The 18,905-nt window shown below is 56.7% G+C and carries 21 protein-coding genes; 5 read left to right on the top strand and 16 right to left on the bottom strand.

Features of this window, described 5'->3' with window-relative positions; translation table 11 throughout:
• Positions 1-5: 5 nt before the first annotated feature.
• A complete protein-coding gene (gene topA / locus HHL22_RS23475; RefSeq protein WP_169533879.1) occupies positions 6-2,330 on the bottom strand; it encodes a type I DNA topoisomerase in 2,325 nt (774 codons plus the stop codon).
• Between the two features lie 265 nt (positions 2,331-2,595).
• On the opposite strand from topA, the gene HHL22_RS23470 reads away from it, so the two are divergent.
• A complete protein-coding gene (locus HHL22_RS23470) occupies positions 2,596-3,198 on the top strand; it encodes a hypothetical protein (RefSeq protein WP_169533878.1) in 603 nt (200 codons plus the stop codon).
• A 25-nt stretch (positions 3,199-3,223) separates the two neighbouring features.
• Here HHL22_RS23470 and HHL22_RS23465 read toward each other — a convergent pair whose 3' ends face one another.
• The 6 genes from HHL22_RS23465 to HHL22_RS23440 form a co-directional block, all read right to left on the bottom strand.
• Positions 3,224-3,538, bottom strand: a complete 315-nt coding sequence (locus HHL22_RS23465) for a hypothetical protein (protein WP_169533877.1) — start codon at positions 3,536-3,538, stop codon at positions 3,224-3,226.
• Between the two features lie 57 nt (positions 3,539-3,595).
• Positions 3,596-4,090: a hypothetical protein gene (locus HHL22_RS23460; protein WP_169533876.1), complete on the bottom strand. Its 495-nt coding sequence runs from the start codon at positions 4,088-4,090 to the stop codon at positions 3,596-3,598.
• 76 nt (positions 4,091-4,166) lie between these two features.
• Positions 4,167-4,502 (bottom strand): hypothetical protein, encoded by a 336-nt coding sequence (locus HHL22_RS23455; RefSeq protein ID WP_169533875.1) that lies wholly within the window; start codon positions 4,500-4,502, stop codon positions 4,167-4,169.
• A 28-nt stretch (positions 4,503-4,530) separates the two neighbouring features.
• Positions 4,531-4,866, bottom strand: a complete 336-nt coding sequence (locus HHL22_RS23450) for a hypothetical protein (protein WP_169533874.1) — start codon at positions 4,864-4,866, stop codon at positions 4,531-4,533.
• A gap of 10 nt (positions 4,867-4,876) precedes the next feature.
• The gene (locus tag HHL22_RS23445) at positions 4,877-5,167 is read right to left on the bottom strand and encodes a hypothetical protein (RefSeq protein ID WP_169533873.1); all 291 of its coding nucleotides are present in this window, start codon (positions 5,165-5,167) and stop codon (positions 4,877-4,879) included.
• 10 nt (positions 5,168-5,177) lie between these two features.
• On the bottom strand, positions 5,178-5,522 hold the full coding sequence (locus HHL22_RS23440; protein WP_169533872.1) for a hypothetical protein: 345 nt from the start codon (positions 5,520-5,522) through the stop codon (positions 5,178-5,180).
• A 1,300-nt stretch (positions 5,523-6,822) separates the two neighbouring features.
• Between HHL22_RS23440 and HHL22_RS23435 the strand changes: the two genes are divergently transcribed.
• Both HHL22_RS23435 and HHL22_RS23430 read left to right on the top strand, forming a co-directional pair.
• Positions 6,823-7,965: a replication initiation protein gene (locus HHL22_RS23435; RefSeq protein ID WP_169533871.1), complete on the top strand. Its 1,143-nt coding sequence runs from the start codon at positions 6,823-6,825 to the stop codon at positions 7,963-7,965.
• A gap of 92 nt (positions 7,966-8,057) precedes the next feature.
• Entirely contained in the window at positions 8,058-8,885 is an 828-nt protein-coding gene (locus HHL22_RS23430) for a DUF5677 domain-containing protein (protein WP_169533870.1), read from the top strand.
• Positions 8,886-8,919: 34 nt separating this feature from the next.
• On the opposite strand, the gene HHL22_RS23425 is transcribed toward HHL22_RS23430, so the two are convergent.
• The 9 genes from HHL22_RS23425 to HHL22_RS23385 form a co-directional block, all read right to left on the bottom strand.
• Complete coding sequence (locus HHL22_RS23425; RefSeq protein WP_169533869.1) at positions 8,920-10,350, bottom strand: hypothetical protein; 1,431 nt, start codon at positions 10,348-10,350, stop codon at positions 8,920-8,922.
• Positions 10,351-10,440: 90 nt separating this feature from the next.
• Positions 10,441-11,865 carry a competence protein CoiA family protein gene (locus HHL22_RS23420; protein WP_169533868.1) on the bottom strand — a complete coding sequence of 475 codons (1,425 nt, stop codon included), beginning with the start codon at positions 11,863-11,865 and terminating at the stop codon, positions 10,441-10,443.
• Between the two features lie 72 nt (positions 11,866-11,937).
• A complete protein-coding gene (locus tag HHL22_RS23415) occupies positions 11,938-12,696 on the bottom strand; it encodes a DUF2971 domain-containing protein (RefSeq protein WP_169533867.1) in 759 nt (252 codons plus the stop codon).
• A gap of 206 nt (positions 12,697-12,902) precedes the next feature.
• Positions 12,903-13,577 carry a hypothetical protein gene (locus HHL22_RS23410; protein WP_169533866.1) on the bottom strand — a complete coding sequence of 225 codons (675 nt, stop codon included), beginning with the start codon at positions 13,575-13,577 and terminating at the stop codon, positions 12,903-12,905.
• Positions 13,578-13,626: 49 nt separating this feature from the next.
• The gene (locus tag HHL22_RS23405; RefSeq protein WP_169533865.1) at positions 13,627-14,313 is read right to left on the bottom strand and encodes a hypothetical protein; all 687 of its coding nucleotides are present in this window, start codon (positions 14,311-14,313) and stop codon (positions 13,627-13,629) included.
• A 27-nt stretch (positions 14,314-14,340) separates the two neighbouring features.
• Positions 14,341-15,570 (bottom strand): hypothetical protein, encoded by a 1,230-nt coding sequence (locus HHL22_RS23400; RefSeq protein ID WP_169533864.1) that lies wholly within the window; start codon positions 15,568-15,570, stop codon positions 14,341-14,343.
• Between the two features lie 41 nt (positions 15,571-15,611).
• Positions 15,612-16,031: a hypothetical protein gene (locus tag HHL22_RS23395; RefSeq protein ID WP_169533863.1), complete on the bottom strand. Its 420-nt coding sequence runs from the start codon at positions 16,029-16,031 to the stop codon at positions 15,612-15,614.
• Positions 16,032-16,061: 30 nt separating this feature from the next.
• The gene (locus HHL22_RS23390) at positions 16,062-16,199 is read right to left on the bottom strand and encodes a hypothetical protein (RefSeq protein WP_169533862.1); all 138 of its coding nucleotides are present in this window, start codon (positions 16,197-16,199) and stop codon (positions 16,062-16,064) included.
• A gap of 248 nt (positions 16,200-16,447) precedes the next feature.
• Positions 16,448-17,359 carry an ArdC family protein gene (locus tag HHL22_RS23385; RefSeq protein WP_169533861.1) on the bottom strand — a complete coding sequence of 304 codons (912 nt, stop codon included), beginning with the start codon at positions 17,357-17,359 and terminating at the stop codon, positions 16,448-16,450.
• 422 nt (positions 17,360-17,781) lie between these two features.
• On the opposite strand from HHL22_RS23385, the gene HHL22_RS23380 reads away from it, so the two are divergent.
• Together HHL22_RS23380 and HHL22_RS23375 are read left to right on the top strand one after the other, a co-directional pair.
• Positions 17,782-18,084, top strand: coding sequence for a hypothetical protein (locus HHL22_RS23380; RefSeq protein ID WP_169533860.1), 303 nt, complete (start codon positions 17,782-17,784; stop codon positions 18,082-18,084).
• Entirely contained in the window at positions 18,081-18,860 is a 780-nt protein-coding gene (locus HHL22_RS23375; protein ID WP_169533859.1) for a Fic family protein, read from the top strand. Before HHL22_RS23380 ends, HHL22_RS23375 begins: the two co-directional genes overlap by 4 nt.
• Positions 18,861-18,905 lie beyond the last annotated feature (45 nt).

The following is an 18,905-nucleotide window of genomic DNA, read 5'->3' as shown; positions in this document are numbered from 1 at the left end:
GGGCGCTACTTCAGGCCCGCGTTTTTCTTCTTCCATGCTTTGTAGCTTTTAATCATTTCAGCGGCCTGCTCAGCCGTGGTGGCCCGGGCCTGCTCCTCCGTGGTGCCCGGCTTAAACTTAGCTTTTACCTCTCCGTCGGTGACGTAGAGGCCCCATTCGTTGCGGCCGATGGTGTATTTGCCCACGGTAGCCAGTATGTTTTTGGCAGCTTCTGCCTGGGCTTTGATGAGGTAGTTGACAGCCAGCGCCGGGGTGACGGCCGCGGCCGATATGCCGGCCGGCACGTTGAAATACTGCTCACGCCACTTCAGGTAAACGCCTTTCGGCCCCTGACCCACGACCACCGGCTTGCCCTCGTGCAGACCCACCTCGAGGGGGGCCGACGCCCGGCGCTGGCTGATGAGGTCCTGGGCCTGCGCCTCGCTCAGCTGCGCGGGACTGATGCTCTCGGGAAGGTTGTAGTATTTCTCGGCGTGCAGGATGTAGGGGCCGTTTTTGCCGGTTCCCAACTGCATTTCCCTGCCCTCGAAGTGGCCCACGAGGCGCTTCTGCAGCTCGGCCCGGTCCGGGGTGAGCTGGTCGGCGGCGGCCACCCAGCCCAGCAGGTTCTGGTCGAACATCGGCACAAACTGCTGGTAGGTCTGCTTGCCTTGAGCAATCTTGTCGAACACGGCTTCGCAGCCGGCGGTGAACTTGTAGTCCATCACCTTGGGGAAGTTGCGCTCCAGAAACGCCGTGACCTCGGTGCCGGTGGCCGTGGGCAGCATCTTGTCCTTATCCGCGCCCAGGGTTTCGCTGCGCTGACTGGTGCTCAGCTGGCCATCCTGCCAGGTCAGGACCTGCGCGGTGAGCTTCTTGCTCGCCACGCTGCCGGTGCTAATGTACTTCCGGGCGAAAATCGTACGCAGGATGGACGCGTAGGTGCTCGGCCGGCCAATGCCCTGCTTTTCCAGGTCCGCAACCAGGGTGGCCTCGTTGTAGCGCCGGGCGGGCCGGGCAAAGCTTTGGCGGGCCTCCAGCTTTACCAGCGTCAGGGCCTCGCCTTCCTGCACCGGGTGTTTGAGCGTCGTTTCCGCTTCGTCATCAGGCTCCTCCCCTTCCTCCTCGGCGTCCTGGTACACGGCCAGGTAGCCGGCGCGGGTGAGCACGCGGGTGGAACTGGTATAGGTATCAGTGGCATCAGCCGCCGGCGCGAGGGTTATCGTGGTCTGGTCATACTGGGCGGCCAGCATCTGTGAGGCCAGGGCGCGGGTGTAAATCAGTCGGTAGAGCGCCTGCTCGTCGGGCGTGTCGCCGGCCTGGGCCTGCTCCCAGTGGGTGGGTCGGATGGCTTCGTGGGCCTCCTGCGCGCCGTCCTTGTTTTTAGTCTGGCGGGCCTGAAACTGGCCCGCCCCGAACTGCGCGGTAATCTGCACCTGGGCCTGCTGGGTGGCCTCCTCGCCCAGGTTCACGCTGTCGGTGCGGATATAGGTGATGTGGCCCCCTTCAAACAGTTTCTGGGCCAGGTCCGATACTTTCTGCACGGTGAACCGGAGCTTTTTTACGCCTTCTTGCTGCAGCGTCGAGGTGGAGAAGGCCGGCGCGGGCTGCCGTTCCACGGGCTTTTTCTCCACGTTCAGCACCCCAAAGCCCGCGCCGCGGCCGACCTGCGACAAGTAGGCCTGCGCCTGGTCAAGCATCGCGAAGGAAGGGGCCGTACGGCGGGCGCGCAATTGCTCGCCGTGACTGGTCTGCAACGTGGCCACCACCGGCACGGTGAACGTGTCGGTGAACTGCTGAATCTGGCGCTCCCGTTCCACCACCAGGCGTACGGCCACCGACTGCACCCGACCTGCCGAGAGGCCAGCCGCCAGCTTACGGTTGAGCACCGGACTGATGGTGAAGCCAACCAGCCGGTCCACGGCCCGGCGGCCTTCCTGGGCGTGCACCAGGTGCAGGTCCACCGTGGTGGGTGCGGCCAAGGCGGCCTTGATGGCCTTCTCAGTGATTTCCTGGAAGGCGATGCGCTTGGTCGTGCGCGGGTCCAGGCCCAGTACCTCGCAGAGGTGAAACGCAATGGCCTCGCCCTCCCGGTCGGGGTCGGTGGCTAGGTACACGCCTTGGGGGCCAGCGGCTTTGGCCAGACGGCGCAGGTTGGCCACCACGGCCTTCTTGTCGTCGCTGACGACATATTTCAAGGCGTGGCCGTGCTCGCGGTCAATCCCAATGTCGCCCCCGCCCACGGGCAAATCCCGAATGTGGCCCACCGAGGCCGCCACCTCGTAATCGGGCCCCGCGTAGCCTTTGATTTTCTTAATCTTGTTGGGGCTTTCGACGATGATAAGCTTCATGCTGCGCAGCTAGTACGCAGCGAAACTACCATGCCCAATTAGCCCTTCGGAGAAAAAAGGACGAGTGGTAAAAAGTCGGCGGTGAAGTGCAGAAACTGGCTACGAATGGTAGCCAAGTTGGTGCCGGAGCTATGCGTTTACTGACTAAAAACTAGTATTCCCCGACCGCACCAATAGTGTCGACTTGCGGCCTCTGTGTAACTTGCCGCAAAGCAGGAACATAGCAAGGTGTTCAACTCTACAGCCAATCAAGTAAACTTATACAATGAGTTGGATAGAAGCGAAACACCGACGTTCAGAGGAAAAGGCTGAACTTTTGCAAAGTGCAGAACTTGAAAAAATAAGGCTGGCCCGAGAAAGCCTGTTTGAAGTGCTTTCAGCGCTCGCTTATGATAAGCATGGATTGTCAATTGAGGAGGTTGATGTAACCTATCTTTTCTTGTCAGACGATACTGATTGTTCTGATTATGGAACAGATACTTATCGGTTGGCGAAGGAGCTTAACGGTCATGGCAGAATCCTGAAACTAGAAACGCTCAGCCCGCTCATGCTGCATCGACATGGCCTATATGCGCATCTGGCCAATTCACCCGCATCATCTGGCTTCCCTGCTGCATGCAGCTACTCAACAGCGCTCAAGGCTCTTTTAGGACTTGAAAGGAAATACCAATACAAGTCTGCTCAGGTAATTGAGGATTCCAGCGTTTATATCACTTTTAAGCACGAAGGGACTAATACTTTCGTCTCAACGGATGAAATAATGCCGGACGGGTCACCTCGTCAAATAACCAGGCAGTTACCTGTCGTTTGCGATAAGGATTACTTCAATGTAAGGACGCTCTTTTTATTGGTGAGCGCCCGGCATTAGTCCGAGCAAACGCAGCTTAACACAATCAACTAGCGTCTGGCTGGTTCTTCTTGAATCGCGGGCGGCCCAGCGCCGGGGCGGGCGGCTCCACGGGGTTATCCATTTGCTTTTGGGCCAGCTTGGTCATCGTCAGCAGGTCGGACTTGGCCAGTTCGGCCACCTTCACCAGCTCATCCAGCGTGAAGCTGCCCGGCTTGGCCATGCGCACGTTGAGGGTGTTGTGCGAGATGCCGATGTGCCGGGCCGTGTCGCTGCGCATGCCCAGGGCGTGAATGAGTTCGGCCAGCGAATTGTAGGAACTTGGTTTGAGCATAGCCGGGGCCGCAAAGAGGTCTAACACGAGCAAAGATTAGTCAATTTTTGCAACATTACGGCCTCGGCTGCCCCGTAGTTCGGGCTATTCAAAAAAGCTGGGCGCCTGGTACCGGACAATCTCCGCCCCATCCGGCTCGGTGATGCGGTCAAGGTACACGAGCACGTTGCCGTCGCGGGCCTGGCGTTCGTCGGCCCGCTGCCAGATGGGGTACAGCTCGGCGTAGGGGAAGAAATTCATCTGGTCAAAGCCGCTGGCGAAGCCCTGCACCATTTCCGCCACCTGCTCGCGCTGCTCGTGGGATACCTCATTGTAGACCCAGCGCAGAAAGTCCGCCGTGTCGGCCGGCAGGTCGAAGTAGGCCACCGTCTGCGGCACGGTGTGGCTGCCCATGTAAAGCAGCAGCTCCCAGAGCCGGTAGTGGTCTTTCTCCCGCTGCCAGTACTCCACGATGTCCCGGCGACCGGCTCCCACGGTCTGCCCGGCAAACTTCATCGTGCCGGGGTCGGCTTCAAGGGCTTTGCGGAAACCGTAGTCGGTGGCCCAGTCCTTTTTCGTGAGGCACTGAAAGTTGTACATGCGGGGGCGAGTAGTCAGGCGTTAGGGAGGCAAGTTAAGGCAAAGCCGGAACTGAAAAACCACTTTTTATAAGCGGCTATTCTGCTCCAGGAGCCAGAAGTGGGCTGTTCCACTCGCGGTAGGCGGTGGTGTAGCGGTCAGCCACGATGGCCAGGCGCTCGGGCTGTTCTTCGCGTTTTATCCAGACGTGCGAGCTGCCGCAGTGCACACGGTAGCCAGGCCCCAGCAGCTGGCGGGCCGGCTCGGCAAATGCGCGTAGGTCGGTCGTATCGGGCGCGGCCCCGATAAGCTGCCGCAGCTGCTCTAGGCGCTGCGCTTCGGTGGAATCGATGGGTTCCTGCTCGACGGCCAGATAAGCCAGCTGCGGAGCAAAAACGGGGCTATTCAGGGGGTGCTGAGTGGTTGGGGGCATGGCAAACAGAACAAAAGGGAGAAAACAGCTACTTCGCGGGTGGCTCAGGGCTGGCCAGCTGCCGCACCAGCAGCAGCACCTGGGCATTATGGAAGGCCTGGCTAAACACGCCGCGCTGGTAGTCGCGAGCCAGTTGGCCCACGTTGGCAAACTCGTAGCGCAGGCCGGTATCGCCCAGTGGCTGCAGGAACTGGTCGGCCTCTTCGGCGCTGAAGCCGCTCAGGTCGCGGCCGTCGCTAAGCAGCAGCTGCACGCCGGGGCGCTCGTGTCGACCCCGCTCATAAGTGGTGTAAATCAGGCCCACGGCCCGCTCCCGGGCATAATACACGGCCTCGCCAACAACTAAATCCTGGAACTGGGGCATGGCATCAGGGCTAAAGCAGAAGGAGGGAAAACTGACCGCCCTGGTCTTCCCGGGTAGCCCGCAGGGCCTCCCGGCCGATGGGGCGCACGGCCCGTACCAGGGCGTTGAGCACGTCGAAATCGGGCTGGGTATCGATGCGGAGCCCGAGCCGCAGGGCCACTTCGGCAGTCAGGCCGTCGCAGTCGAGGCCTTTACCCAGCTGCTGCATCAGCATTTCCACGTCGGTAATGGCGGCGATAACCCGGCTGCGATACTGGTTCCAGCCCGGCTGGATGATGGTGGGGGCTTCTCTGGCACGCATCAGGCAGGGGCTAAAGGTGGGTATCGTAGCCTGTGACCGAAGTGAAAAGAGCCGGTAAATCCTCCCCGTACACCATTTCAAACGTCTGCTGGTTGGTAATGACCGGTTCCCAGTCAACCAGCTTCTGGTGGTAGAATTCCACCTTGTAGGTGTCGGTGGGCATGAGGGTAATTTTCAGACGGTTCACCTGGGCTTGGTTGCGGCGCAGGTCCATCCGCAGCCAGGGATTGGGGTTGCTGGCCATCCGGCCGGCGGCCATGAGCTTGTCGGCCCCGGTCATCACCAGAAAGCGACGACCTCCTAACTGCGATAAAATGATGTAAGCTTCTTCGACAATTTCGGGTTTGGCGCTCATAATCAAAAGACTATCTTATTGCGTTGAGGATAATAGTTAAACGCAAAAACCGGTAATAATGTTTCAATTTTATTTAAATTAAAGTGTCCATTATTGATTAAATCGATAGGGTTTCTCTTTGCTCACGTACCATTATCCGTCCGCAACCCCTTTCAGCAACCCGGCTTGGTCGACTAAGGCATCTTGCTCGGGTTCAAAACTCATATTGTGGCTTCTGTGGGCATCTAAATCTGCCGATTATCCGCAGTATAAAACTGGTGGTTTCAGCACAACAGCACAGGGCCAAGCCTTATAGCTAAGTGTCTGTTGTTTTGTACTTTAATTGCGTTTAATTGGTACTTCTATAACCAATTAATGATTCAATTTTATAAAAAATAAAGTGTCAGATTATGATAGTTTAGCTTGAGCTGTTGGCCCACGCATTGATTTTTCCCTCTTGTTCATTTTTAAGTCAGCTTCTCAGCGTTTTTCTGGGTCACTATCGCCATAATCATACCCAGGGCTTAGTTTTTTCGTTTTTAGGCAGGAGTTTGCTAGCCGGATGGCTATTGAGGGGCTGCCCGGCTGGGGTTGGTGTTCCAGAAACTGTCGCTGCTGCTGATTCTCTGAGTTACTGATACTTATTCCAGTACTTTAGCAGTACAAGGAGGAGTCTTCAACTTGTAATAATAGTATAAAAAAGTAGAAAAGTGCAATCCCTGTTTTTTACCTTTTTGAACTTTGTTGTTTGTTTTCCTTTCGGCCCATGTGCCGGTGAGGTACATCCCTTCGGTCCTAAATGCCTTCTCTTGGTCGACAGACTAAATAGTAGTTTTTTACTGATTAGTTAAAAAGAACATACTAGTTTACTATAAGGAGTAAACGGCCAAAAGCTAAGGTTTGGACAGGTAAAAGCTAAGGTTTGGACAGGTGCTGCAGTTTCAAAAGCTAAGTTCTAGACAGGTTTTCGCCATCAAATAGTAAGTTCTGGACAGGTAAAAAGTAAGGTTTGGACAGATGGGTTATCCACATTGCTCCGCTGGCTTCGACTGTTGCTGCGGGTTACCAAACTGAATAAACTAAGGTTTGGACAGGTGCTCAGGTCGGGGTAATGGCTTCGCGATAGGTGGCGTTTGTCTGCCCTGGGTGAATAAACTAAGGTTTGGACAGGTAATACTAGCAGCTTCCCGACCCGGCTTACCGGCGGGTGATTGGAGCAGAGGCAAAGCAAAAGGTAAGGTGGGCAAAGTAGTACCTTACCTTTTTAGTCGTTTTGGTATATCTTGCGTATGCTTCCCACCGCTACCTGCTGCTTAACTCCATGGCTGATAAACGTATCTCCCGCGTCCCGGCGGCTCCGATGCTGGAGCTGGACCTCAAGTACGAGCCTGAATACCGGGGGGAAGTCAAGCAGCACTGGAACGTCACGTTTGCCCACCAGAAGAAGATTTCGGTGTATGGCAAGCGCATCATGGCCCGGGTGATTGACCAGATTCGGGACAACGATTACCAGCTGCGGGATTTCTACCAGTTGCACATTTCCTCCATCCTGGAGGGTACCGACATCGAGCCGGAAACGGCGTACTCCAAAATCAAGGGCGCGCTCTACGAACTGGCCGACGTGAAGTGGGAGTTCGAGAGCATCGAGAAGAAGGAATGGTACTTCCGGCATCTGCTCGATACCACCCGCGAGCAGCGCGTGGGCTACAAGGACGGCATCATTACCATCCTGCTCAATCCGCAGTTGGCCCCCTACCTGGTGAAAGCGGCCCACTTTAGCAAGTTTCCGCTGCACGGCTACATGAACCTGAAAAGCTGGTACAGCATGCGGTTCTTCGAAATCCTGGCCGCCTGGCAGGACAAGGGCTATTGGGAAGTGCCGGTGGAGGAATACCGGCAGTACATGGATTGCTGGTACGAGTACGACAAGCGCGGACAGGTGAAGAAGGGCAAGACCGGCAATCCGCTGATGAAGTACCCCAACACCATGCTGCTCATCGCCAACACCATGAAGGAGCCGGAGAAGGAGCTGGCCGGCACCGACTTCGAATTCACCTTCACCCCCATCTACGAAACCACCCGGCCCACTCGGGGCCGCAAGAAGATTATCCGGTTTCGGTTCGAGTTGAAAAAAGGACCGACGCTAAAAGACATTCCCGCTTCTTGGCTGGAAAACGCAGCCACCGGCAGCATCATTGCCCGGCTGCGCGACTGGAAGGTGACGGACGCCAACATCGTCAAGTACGCCCCCATTCTTAAGCAGGAAGGTGCGCTGGAGCTGCTCAAGGCATGGGAGTTGAAGAACCGCTCCAATCGGCATATCGATGATAAGCTGCGCTACTGCAATGCGGCCTTCGTGCGTGCCGGCAAGCAGGCGCTGGAAGATGCCAAGCAAGCCAAAATCGACGCCAAGAATGAGGCGGCAGAGGCTAAACTAATAGTACAGCAGGCGCTTAACCTGTAGCAGGTTGTGCTGCCTTGAGTTGGACACAGCGACTTATAAATTAATATAATTTTTATAAATATATAGTAATTAACATTAAATAGCAGGACACCATGGGTATGGAAGAAAATAGAAAGATGGACCTTGATATATTAATTAATTCAGCCGTTGAAATCGGAAATCGTTTGGGTGGGCAGAAGAATCCGGTTGACCAAGAAAGCTTGTATTATGCTGAAGGTCTTGGACAAAAGATAATAAGCCACATAATCTCTGTTCGCCATTTATATCATGGCCAGCAATTGACCATAGGTGCTAATCGCTACCCTACTCAAATAGACTTTGCCTCAATAGCCATACTGGTTAGAGCAGCTATGGAAACATACTTAACGCTCAACCATGTCTTTATATCGGCAACAGAAAATGAAGAGCGTAGATTTAGATTTTTATGCTGGCACTTGGCCGGTTTTCTAGATAGGAAAGACTTTGAGCCCAAAAACAAAGCTCAGCTTGATTTGATAAATAGTGAGCGTGAATCCATTGATAGACTCACTCATGAGATTCAGTCATCGCCCTGTTTTATCGCCCTAAATAAGAAGCAGCAAGGTGCTATTTTGAAAGGAAGCTGGCGAATTGATAGTAGCTGGGGAACGCTGGCCGTAAATGCCGGTTTTGATGAAGGGTTCTTTAAACAGCAATACAAGTTTCTATGTGGCTATGCTCATTCCAGCCGCTTGAGCGTAATTCAGATTCAGCAAAGTAGAAGCTTGGAGAAGCAGCAAGAAATGGCTGATGCCTCTGTGGGAGTAGCAATGGTGGTGCTGGCTAAATTTATGTTTGATTACATACAACTAATCCCAGCCCTAAAGGAAGCCCAGAACGAGTTGGAAGCTTTCGCCATAATTTATGTCTGGAAAACTATTGGAGAGCGCTTGGAAAAATGATTGTGTAAGACCTAGACCAGTACTAACTATTACCTTAATCCGGGTATTCGTCCTCTTGCCGCGTGGATTGTTTGTAGTTTTTTAGGAAGCCTGTTTTTTGTTGAATGGCCACGGCTAATTCGTGTTCCTTAGGTGCCCATTCCTGTGCAGGGTAATAGAATAAATCTACATTACCAATCTGCGCTCGGCCCCCACCCGCGAACGAAATCCCGACAAGGTGGTCAACGCAATCAAAGAACACCAGTTTAACTACGCGGCAGTAGCTTTCCATGTATGCGTAACGCTGCTGACGGTACTGTTCATCTGTTAGCCCTGGTTGACGGGGATACGCTAAAAACACGAAGCGTACTCCGGGATGGGACGGAGAATCGGCCATGCGCATCAGCGGGTTAGTAGCAGGCGAATTTGTCATAAGGTCAGCCAGCGGACGCGCCAGCATACGTCGGCTCAAGCGCGGTTCCTGCGCCAGAAAACGCAGGGCCTTTTCATGGGCCTCGTAACTGTAATCAGTAGCGTAGTGCAGCGTATTCGACTCGAAATGCTGCGTAACAAACTCAATAATTCTATCCCAAGTGTAGCTCACTTGGTCGCTGGCCAGCTTGCGGGGTAGTTCCTCGCCCGCGAAAAGAGCCCACCCCCCCTCCTCAAACTCCTCATCCGTAGTGGCCTGGCCCGAGTCAGCTGGAAAACAGTGCTCATCCTGCGCGTCCGTATGACGCAAGTAGTAAGCCAGTAAATCTTCTTCGCCGGCGGCCCACACCGTGCGCCCGGGTTTTAATAAATAGGCTTCCTTGCGCTCTAGGTACTGCACAAAGTCAGTAATGGTATCGAGCGTGCGTAATACTGTTATTAGGCTAGCATCATCAAATACGTGCACGTACCCACGAGCAGGGTCCAAGTGGCCCACGGTGAATGGTTCCAGCTCGCGGGGCTGGGTGGTCGGGCCCTCGGGGTGGCGTTGAAAATGCGCCTCTCCCACTAAACTGGTGTCGACAATGAGGCTACCCATACCCTCATAAACAGCTTGGCATGCCGCTGATACTCTATGCGTCACAAGCACCCGGTGCACCTTCATCATGGTAGTAGGGGGCAGGGCGGCACGAAGTGGCCGCTGGCAAGCTGCGTCCTCATAAATGCGATTCGGAAACCGCTTGAGCCAGTTTTCTGCACCCCAAATTTGTCCCGCGCTTTTCCAGATTGCCTTCTTGAAATACCGACTCCAATTTACTTGTTCATCCTCAGTCGTTGGATATGCCCAATCCTTATCAGAGAAAATAATAACGTGATTGCCAAATATTACTAGCTGGTCACACAACTCCTTGCCAACGTTGGCCGGTGTTTTTTTACCCTCGTCCGTATATGGATTGGAGTAATTCCAAAGGGAAAGAAAGGAGCGGTGGCACAACTGGGCGAGGTAGCGCTCCCCGGCAGTAGTGCCGGCAGACCTAGGTGGGATGGGTGTCATAATTAAAAGCGCATGGCCTAGCTACCGGCCCAATAGTGGGATTGTTGTTTTTAGAGGTCCGGGAAATCTTCAGCTTTGATGAGCCCTAGACTAAGCAATTTTGCTTTCAATTCGGCGTAGTTCTGCTGTTTGCTCGTCAATTCTTTCCGTAGCCTGCTCGATTTTTCGGAGGTCTGCTGCTGCGCGTTCAAGTCCGCGTCGATTTGTAGCTGCTGCTCGGGCAAGGATACCTTCCTGTCGTTCAAGTTCTGTTCTAGCTGGGCTAAATCGTGCTGTTGCGCTAACAACTGCTGCTGCTTCTCGGCCAATTCTGCTAAGCTCGTTTCGGCGCCGCTCGCGTTCGAGTTGAATTGCATCCACTTGTCCGATATACTCGCTTTCAGCTGTGTCTTCCGCACGTTTGATTCGGCTCGTAAGGTCCAAAGCGAGTTGGCTAAGTTGTTCCTCATCTGCGCTAATTCTGCGGGCCAACTCTCTTTCTGCTTCGCTAAGAGTTGTTTCCTGCTCTGCAAGTTCTCGCGTTTGGTTTGCGTTCGCTTTTCGGCGCTCTGCAACTCGCGCTCGTACTGCTGCTCCAAGTCGCTCATCACGTTTGTCTCGCTCCGATTCAAGTCTTTCTGTAAACGCCTCGCCCGTTGCCTGAGCAGTTCTAACCTCGCCTTGGATGGCCTCAATGTCAGGGCGTCCCAGGCAGTTTCTAACTCCTCGTAAAGCGTGGCCAACCCGACTACGGCGGCACTTGAGCGTTTCCCGTCGCCCAGAAAGTCGCCCTTCGAGTTCAGCAGCCGGGGCACCTCCGTTTGCCAATACGTGGGAATCAGAGGCCAGGAATCGATAATCGGCTTGTTGGCCATTGTACAACCAATGCGTGTGGGAAGTGACTGAAAACAGCTTTTTGATGGCAACCGGGTCGAAATGCGCAGGAACGAATATCTCTATCGCATCCACGCCAAGCGTGTACAAACGGCTAATTTTTTCTTCACTGACTTTGTGGGTAGCATAAATTTCTATCAACAGAATAGGGCGCCGTTGCGCATCCAGAAAAATGACATCTGGTCGCCCTAGCAACACGCGCTGGCCACGGTGGTCGTCAAATGGTTCGGTACGGTGGCGGCGGGCAAAACGTATTTCGCCTTGTTCGTCAAGATACACGTTGCGCTCATCGAGTACGATAGCCGCTTCTACATCTTGTGCTTCGGCCAAGCGTGGAAGCCGCCCATGGAAATTAGGTGGGCAGGCTGCGTAAACAGCAGGCACCCGCACTTTTTTCAACTGTCGCAGCAGCTTTTTGGCCAAGTCATGCCGGTAGGTTTCGCTAGAATAGTCGCATGGGCGCGAACCAGTGCCACCGGCAGGAAGGTGGGCAAAGTGGGGGTCATTTACTTTTCCCTTGCGCGCCATGAGTTCTTGCCCACACCCCAAACAGAAGTAACCGTTGGCCCCACTAGTGGCATCCTCAATTGAAATTTCCCCGCCGTCAGCTAGAAAAGCCCGGTCGCACTCAACAGTTGACATAGTGCAGAGAAATGTAATAGCCACCGAAAACCTGTTCGGTGGCTGTGGTTGCGTGGTTCCCTCCTGCTCTTCTTAGCAGGTAACGAAAGTAAGCGAATAGCTATTAGGGCTAATTACAGCCTGCTTGAAAATCGTGTGTCCAAAACCGTTCTTCTTGGCCAAATGCTTGATTCGTCGCCGCTCATTAACGGGCATATTGTAACCAAATAGCACCTCACGAAGAGCCAAGGGATTAAAGGACACTTTTTGGTTAGCAGGCATGGGGCTTTTTACCACCCGCACCTCTTCTTCATAAATCCAGTGGTCAGATTTTACCGCCAGCACCTTATCAGCTATCTGGGCGCTTTCAGTCAGATGATTATAAACTGGATAAGTAGGCGCGTACCGAACTTTGAGCGGGGTAATAAATAGCTCCGGGTCCTGCGCTACATCGAAGCCCAAGCATAAGCCCTTGTGCGACTCGGTGTAATGTGCCCACATAAGAAGGTTATCAAAGTTGGTGGTGAATGAGCACACGCCTAACTTATTGATGTACTTACGCATACTCTCATTTATGGAACGACGAAACCCAGCCGGGTTCTTTGTGGCCTCCGCCACCATGGCTCTGAGGTCCGCGCTGGACCTGCCCGCATTATTCTGATGCACAAAAGCTGTCACTTCCGCCGGGGTGCAACTGATTGGCTGAATCTGGCAATCAAACGGGTCATTGAGTTGGGGCGGGTACGGGAAATACAGGGCCTGACTCTGAAAAATATCATCAGTAAAATTATTGTTGGGGCGGTATTTCCAGAGTTTAGCTGGGTAAATACCTTCAGCAATGGCCTGCAGCATTAGGTCAGGCAAGGAGGCAGTTGAGGATAGCATGTGCAAGGATGAACAGTTAAAAGCGTGGCATTAGGTAAATTAACCTGCTCGGTAAGCTAATAATTCACTTCCTTTCACCATGGCTTTTCCTCTTGTTCGCGGCCTCCAGTTCGAAAAATAAAAGCGCCCCGGTCAGCTGACTGGGGCGCTTAGTTTGGTGCTCAGCCAGGGGATTACTCGCCATGCGCTTTGCGTCTGGCCGCTATCACACTAGCCGCGACGGGGGCCAGCATGGTAGCGCCGCTGAACATGGCCAAGTCCAGCATGGTGGGCTTGGAACCGTATAGTTTTTGCATCTCCTTGAACAGCTTCGCGCCCTGCCTGGGGTCGGCGTTCATCCAGTGAGCCACATCGGCGGCGGTCATTACCTGCCCTGCCACAATGATTTCCATATTTGGGCTTAGTTCAGGCACTGGGGCTTCGGCCGGCTGCTGCCGAAGGCTAACGAATACCGCGTCGGCGCGCTGGGGGTTGGGGTCAGAAGTAACCCATGTATCAGTACCATCGCTCCCGAAGCCCTGCACCCTAGCGGCGGTAAAGCTCACGGTAGCCTCATTGCTCCCAGCTTGGCGGCAGGCCTCGGCCACGAGGTGCGGGCTGGTAAAGAACTCATACCCATCCGGAAACTGGTACGGCAAGCGGTGCTGGGTACTCAGGCGCAACTCGCCCAGCAGATTGCGGCAAGCGCCATTCATCCAAACGGCCTGCACCTGGCCGTTAATGCTGGAAAACTCGCGGATGGGCGCGGCCGTATCGGCGTTGCGGGTGCTCATGTGAACGTAAGCGCCAACGCGAAAACCTTGGGCAGCGGCCTTAGCCGTGATTTCCTGGGGGGTGGGGTAAGCCATAACAAAGGGGAAAGAAGCGCTTCTGATTTTGCAATTGTGAAACGATAAGCTACGCGGCCAACTCTGCCGGCGCGGCCGTGGTGTTGGCTTCGCTCATGGGGTAATGAGTACCCTTTGCGCCTTCGTAGAAATAGTGCCACTGCGTCTGGCCGTAGTTCAGGCGGTCTTTGTATAAAGCCAGCCCGCTAATCGTGTGGGTCGTGTGAGGGCTGAAAAAATGCACCTGCTGGCCCACTAGAAACCTGGGGGCCGGGTGCTGCTTGCCGGTGCCGGTGCTCACGTAAGCGAGATGGCCAACGATGCTGCCCACGGCCTGCCCGCGCCAACGTAGTTCGTCCAATGGGCCGGCCGCGGCCCGCTGCTTCAGATACTCGATTTCCTGCGCCTGGTCGCGCAGGCCGATGGTAGCCGCGAGCAGGGCAATGGCCTGCTCGGCGGTGTCGGCAAAATATATCCGGTCCCCCTCCCCTGGTAGCAGTATCTCAAACCTGCCACTTAGCACCTGCTGGCTGTGAGGATTGACGTAGTTAAAGCCCTGGTGGGTGTTTTCAGAAAGTAGCTCGTACTGGTCCGCGTCGTCGCTGTGGCGGTCGTTTACCTTGATGGCGTAGTGATAACCGTTCCAATAAATGGCGGTCACCAGGCCCTGCACGTCGCGGTAGCGGGTACTGCGGACGGTGGCCCCAATGGCAATACGGCCGGCGTGGGTTTCGATGGCGGGGAGGTTCGGTAGCATGAGATTTTGCAATTGTAAAAAGTGAGGCTAGTCGCGCTGCTCGTCGCTGGGGTCTTCCGGGTACTCGGTGCTGTCCTGATTGTCGGCCAACTCGTCGTCCTCCTGGGGCGGGTAGTCCGGAATCCAGTCGGCGTGCTCGGCCGGCGCGGGCTCCTGGCCGTTGGGGGTGAAGTCGAACGCATACCGCTCCTGCACCTGGGCCAGCGTGAGCGGGGTCAGGGTGGGGTAATTCGGGCCGTAGTGAAAGTGGGGCTCGGTTTCCACATAGTATTGCCCGCTGGGCTGCTGCCAAAGCGTAACCCGGCCGTTGCCCTCGCCTTCCTCAACCGTAGCCCGCCGGCCCGAGAGGTAGGCGTAGCTGTCAAGCGGCAGCTGGCCCAAATCGAGTTGTAGCCGCTCCCACGGGCACTCCCCGCTGCCACCCATCTCTTCCTCAAACGCTACCCACGTCCGCCACTCGTTTTTCTCCACGATGCGGCCCCGGTACTGCGGGCCCTGCTGCTTCATGGCCTCGGCCAGGGCGCTCAGCGTGTCGTACTGGTCGAAGGTGTAGGGCACGGCGGCGGGGATGCGGAACGGGCCGGGAAACTGCTCAGTCAGGTAGTCCACCTGGTCGGCCGTGCCGGCGCGAAGGGCAAACAGCTGCGGGGCCTTGCGCTCGTGGCTGGCCTCGTGCACCTGCAGATAGTGGTGCTCAGGAATCTCCCGCCAATTAGCTGGGTCGGCCAGCTGAGCCGCATCGTGGCGGTCCGTGCCAGCGAAAGCTTCCACGTCAAAGAAACCGTAGTAGTCGGCCAGTCCGTCGTATACCACCGTAATGCGGCCGGTGTGCAGGTTGCGGTAGTACAGCGGGGCCGGAATCACCCGGTACTCCTGCGAGCTGATTTCTACTGCTTCGGGCACCTGGGCCGGCGCGGCGGGGCCGGGCGTGTAGGGCTCCAACTCCCGGCCAAAAAAATGCCCCAGCGTTACACCGTGCTTCGCCAGATGCTCGGGCATCTTAGCCGGCTGGCAGAGTACCCCTACATACCCCTCGGCGTGGAAGTACGCTTTCACGCCGGCCGGGCCGATGCCGTTCATGTAGATATGAATCCGGGCACCGATGGCGGGCACCTCGCCCCTGCCCGACCATTGCAGGCCGGCTGGTAAGCCGGCGCGGGAGGGGAAACCTACCCACTGCGGGCACTGCTGCGGGTCGCCAGCCCAATCGAGGGGGCTGATTCGGGGCTGCTGGGGGGCAGGGGCTGGGGTAATCATAATTGAAGGGGAAAAGGAGTAGGGAGAAGATGAGCCGGCGGCTAGGCGGCAAGCGCCAGCTGGCTGCCGAATACCACACCCGCGCGGGGGCTGCTGCGCTTGCGGCGGCTGTTAGCCTTGGCATGGTGGGTGGTTTCGGTAACCAGTCCCAAAAAGCCGGCGGCATGGGTGTAGCCCTTTACCTTGGCCCGCTCCGGGTGGCCGTCGCGGTTCACCGTTACCGTAGTTCCTACCTCTGGCACGGGCTGCTGGGCTGACCAATGCAGCCCACCGGGAAGCATCGTTAAGCGGGGCGCGGCTTCAAACTCGGGCACCGGATTGGTCAGCTGCGCGGCGGCATCCTCGCGGGCTTGCCAGGCATCCTCGCGGGCCTGACGCTGGGCCGCGTTAGCAGCGCGAAGACGGGCTAAACGAGCGGCGGGAATGCGGCGGGCGGGTCGGAAAGTGGTGGGAGCGTTCATACTGAAAAAGGGCTTGAGGTGAAAAAGGGGCTAAAACCACGGGGCAGCTTCCCATGCCGCTAGCTCAGCAGCGGATACTGCCGGGGGTGCGCCGGGCGCTTCGTCGGCGGGGTCAAACCGGTCGGCCCATACCTCGCCGTGGGCTAAATCAAAAGCTTCGTCAACCATGGATAAAGAGCTGTTTTATCGTTCGTTGCTGATACTTATTAAACGCAAAATCCGACATTAATGTTTCAATTTTATTTAAATTAAAGTGATAATTATTGACTATTTAAGCAGCTACTAAGGGTGTTGTGGTTAACAAATCCTTCCCTTTTGTAAGGCTTTAACAATTGTGTTTTTGCAATTGCAATCTCATTTTGTTGCCCGCCCCGGTGGCCGCCCGACGAAACAACTCCATCGGGCGGCCGCTAACCTTACTGCGGCGTGACTTCGGTGCCGGGAGCTTCCTCCACTTCGTAGCTGGGCACGATGCCCAGAATGTGGTTGGCGGCCTTCTGGCCCTGACTGGCGGCGGAAATAATCAGCTGCTTGTCGTTGCGCAGGGCCTGCAGCCAGTTGGCGATATAGCTGGCGCTGCTGGGCTCGGTGCGGGCTAAGTCCAGCCCGGCCGCGTGGCTCAGGAACGAGGCCCCTAATTCGGCTACCAGTTCTTCCTTGGCGTAGGTTTCGCTGCCAAAGGCGGCTAACTCGGTGAGCGTGGCCCGGTCCAGTCGCTTGGCGTGGCCGGTGGAGTGGGTCAACTCATGAAACAGGGTGTGGTAATAGTCCTCGGCCGTGTGGAAGTTGCTGGCCTCGGGCATGGTCACGGTGTCGATGCTGGTGCGGTACAGGGCTTCGCTGCCCTTGTGCAGCACGCGGGGGCCACCCACGTAGCCGGCCAGCACCTGCTCGGCGGCCTGCTCGGGCGTGTGCTCGCGGCTGGGCAGTTCGGGGAAACTCCACGCCACGCCGTCAATCTGGGCCACGTTGAACACCGTGGAGTATTTGAGAAAAGCCTTCTTCTTCTCCTCGCCCTTGCCATCCTCCTTCTTGGTCACGGTGAAGAACACCACCGGCATGCCCTTCTCGCCCCGGCGCACCTGCCCGCCCAGCTCCTTGGCCTGGTTGTAGGTCAGGAAATACGGGTGCTCATACTCCAGCATCCCCAACAGCAGGGCATTCACGCCCTGATACACGTGCTTGCTGCGGTAGTTGCGAGGCGCGCCGTGGGCGGCGTTCCACGGCTGCTTCCACGGGGTCACGCCGTTCTCCAACGCCAGAATAATGCGGTTGGTGATGATTTCGTACACGTCGGGGCGGGGAGCAAAAGGAGCGGGCTTTTTCATGGCTTAACAGGTTGGTTTTATGCTTGCTGCTTATACTATTTAAACGCAAAAACTCGCATTAATGTTTCAATAATGTGTAAATTAAAGTTCCAATAATTGCGTAATAAATCACGCCATTTGGCACGAATTCTGATTTTTCCCCTTTTGTTCCTCATTACCATCGTTCCCGTCTGGCCCGCCCATTGCCTGCTGGCGTGACTATTTCTTCGCGGTGCTGCTTTCCTCTGGTCCGCGAAAGGGATGGAAGGGGTTTAGTCCGCAGGACCGTAGGCACCGCCGGAGCCCCGCACAGCCCGGCCCGCAAGGGTTCGCCCCACCGCCCTTCGAATACTGTCGTCCGGCCATCACTCAGCAGGAGCATTAACCTCGAATTCGCTACTTTTGGTAACGCATTCGGCCGCCTGCTCACCATTCCGCAATCCATGACCTCCGCCAGCCAAGCTGCTTATCAGGCCCTGCGGGACTACCTGAACTCGCTGCTCAGCCCCACCCACCCCGACCAGGCGCTGGCGGAGGTGCCGGCGGCGCTACGGCCGAGCCTGGAAGCCTTCATGCGCGGCAAAACCGAGTACCAGGACGAGGCGGGGCAGCGCATGATTTACGCTTATGACCTGGCGGCCTGGGCCAGCGACCTCATTCACGGCGCGGGCCTGGCCTCGCCCCTGCCGCTGGCCTCGGTGGACGTGGCGGCGCTCCGGGCGGCCACCCTGCGGCAGGCCGCATGACGTGGACCGAGATTGAGCGCCTCACCGAGCTGGTGCAGCAGCTGCCCCCGGTGCGCCAGCAAACCAGCCAGCAGCTTAGTCAGGTGATGGTATCGGCCCACTCCACCATGATTGAGGGCTCCCGCGTGACGGTGCTCGAAGCCATGGATTTTCTATTGGGCGAAGCGCCCGTGCTGGGGCCGGGCAAGCCGCTGGAAGGCTACGACATGCTGGGCGACCACGCCCGCGCCCTCGACCTGGCCCTGGAGCGGGCCGACGCGCGGCAGCTGCCCGGCCCGGCCTTTCTGCGGGAGCTGGCGGGGGCCGTGATGCGCAGCACCGGCCGGCTTACCAATACGGCCCTGGGCACCGTGGACCCCACGCAGGGCGACCTGCGCCGCAACAACGTGTTCATTGTTGGGGCCAGCTCGTTTCCCAACGCGCAGAAGGTGCCGGCTCTGGTCGCGGCCCTGGTAGGGGAGCTGCGCGAGCGGATGCCGGCGGTGGCCACCCTGCGCGAGCAGCTGGAGCTGGCCTTCGAGGCCCACCAGCGGCTGGTGAGCATTCACCCCTTCAACGACGGCAACGGGCGCACCTCCCGGCTGCTGATGAACTACGTACAGCGCTACTACGGCCAACCGCTGACCATTGTGTTCCGGGAGGACCGCCAGGCGTATTTCGAGGCCCTGGAGCAGAGCCGGGTAGCGGAGGACCTGGCGGTATTCATGGACTTTATGCGGGGCCAGCATGGCAAATCCCTGACGTATCAGCTGTCCGCGTCGGTTCCCCGTACCTAGCCGAGTACGCCCCTTTTGAGGCGTTGCGCGGTAAGTGACCCGGCC

It is taken from the genome of Hymenobacter polaris (assembly GCF_012927305.1).
Taxonomy (GTDB): Bacteria; Bacteroidota; Bacteroidia; order Cytophagales; family Hymenobacteraceae; genus Hymenobacter; species Hymenobacter polaris.
The sequence above is the reverse complement of the archived record's forward strand: the minus strand, read 5'-3'. Positions and strand labels throughout refer to the sequence as shown.